Genomic DNA, 1,708 nt, shown 5'->3' with positions numbered 1-1,708 from the left:
GCACGGACGCCGAGCGACCCCAGTTCTGCCAGGTGCCGCCGATTCTCGTCACAGGAAGGCCTTTCCCTCGCCGCGGTATGTCGGCAGCTCGTCGACGATCTCGTCGCCCGAGATCAGGTGATAGCTCTCGATGCGCTCTGCCGGCTCACCGCTCTTGGCATGGCGGAACCAGACACGGTCTCCCACGCCGAGCGACGCGGCCGCCGGCCCCTGCAGCGGCGTCTGCACCTCGCCGGCGGCTTCGCGGGAGAGGGTGTGGAGACCCTCGGGCCACACAGCACGCGGCTGCCGGGAAGCCACAGCGGGGCCGGAGGCGATCCACCCGCCTCCGAGCACCGTGGCGATGTCGGCGGCGGGGCGGCGCACCACATCGAACGCGAATGCGGAGGCGGGCGCGGGACGGAACGACCGGTAGCCGTCGAAGAGGTGTCCGCCGAGCAGCCCGCTGCCCGCGCTCGCCTCGGTGAGGGACTCGTCGCTGCCCGTGAACTCGAGCGATCCCGTTCCCCCGCCGTTGAGGATCTCCAGGGCTGCCACGGACCCGACTGCGGCGACGATCTCGGCTCGACGCTCACGCAGCTCGTTGCGCGAGCGCGCCTGCACCATGCGGATGAGCGGCGCATCGGGACCGGCGTCGTCGCCCTGACCGGCGATCTGCGCGTCGTACATCTGCAATCCGACGAGGCGGAACCCGGGGCGGGCGACCACCTTTCGGGCGAAGGCGGCGACCTCGCCCGCGCTGAACAGAGCAGAGCGGCGCACTCCGATGTGGCCGAGGATCGAGGACCGCCAGGAGGCATCCACGTCGATGGCGACGCGGAGCTCGGGGCGCGACCGGGGACCCGCGACGCTGTCGATCAGATCGAGGTGCACGAGGTCGTCGACCATCAGCGTGATACGCCGCGCGGCCTGCTCGTCGGCGAAGAGCCGCGCCAGTCCCGCGCGATCCACGGTCGGGTAGCCCAGCATGATGTCGTCGTGGGTCTCGGCGAGCCAGAGCGCCTCTTCGAGCGTGAAGGCGAGGATGCCGCGGAACCCCGGCAGCTTCAGCACGGCGTCGAGCACGGAGCGCACCCGCACGGACTTCGAGGCGACGCGGATCGGGAGTCCACCGGCCCGCACCAGAAGGTCCATCGCGTTGTAGCGGAGCGCCTCGCGGTCGATCACCGCCACCGGTGCCGGGAGGTGTCCTGTCGCCGCGGACAGGCGCGGCCAGTAACGGGCCGGGTCCTCCCACTCAGGGGCGACCGCGGAGGCACCGTGGACGGGGCTCAGTTCATCGATGAGGTCGAGCACTCCCCCACCCTAAGGCCTCGCGGACTCCGGTTCACCCCTGACGGCACGGCGTCGCAGTCGAGCGCGGCGATAGGCTGACCGGGAGGCCCCCGTAGCCCAATGGCAGAGGCAGGCGACTTAAAATCGCTTCAGTCTGGGTTCGAGTCCCAGCGGGGGCACCGCCGACGCTCAGTCCTCCCCCTGCGCGACCGCCTTCCGCTCACCCGCTGCCTCCCGTATCCGGCGCACGATCAGGACGACGAGAGCTATCGCGATGGCGGAGTAGACGGCGTAGTCGAGATAGCCGAGGTACTGCTCCAGCTGCTCGTGCTGGGTGCCCAACGCCGCTCCGACCCCGAGGAGAAGAGCGTTCCACAGTCCGCTCCCGATGATCGTGTAGACGCTGAAGGTCACGAGGTTCATCCGCGACGCG

Annotated in this window: 2 protein-coding genes and 1 tRNA gene; 1 reads left to right on the top strand and 2 read right to left on the bottom strand. The window is 70.3% G+C overall.

What is annotated here, in order from left to right; all coding sequences use genetic code 11:
• Positions 1-48: 48 nt before the first annotated feature.
• Positions 49-1,296, bottom strand: coding sequence for an alanine racemase (locus DSP71_RS16950; protein ID WP_113681656.1), 1,248 nt, complete (start codon positions 1,294-1,296; stop codon positions 49-51).
• Between the two features lie 85 nt (positions 1,297-1,381).
• Between DSP71_RS16950 and DSP71_RS16945 the strand changes: the two genes are divergently transcribed.
• Positions 1,382-1,454: transfer RNA gene (locus tag DSP71_RS16945), tRNA-Leu, on the top strand.
• Positions 1,455-1,464: 10 nt separating this feature from the next.
• Here the strand turns inward: DSP71_RS16945 and DSP71_RS24155 are convergent.
• A partial coding sequence (locus tag DSP71_RS24155) for a DedA family protein (RefSeq protein ID WP_396652066.1) occupies positions 1,465-1,708 on the bottom strand: 244 nt, incomplete at its 5' end.

Source organism: Microbacterium sp. H6 (assembly GCF_003314775.1).
Classification (GTDB): Bacteria; Actinomycetota; Actinomycetes; order Actinomycetales; family Microbacteriaceae; genus Microbacterium; species Microbacterium oxydans.
Note: the sequence above shows the minus strand (reverse complement) of the source record. Positions and strands in the feature narration are given on the sequence as shown.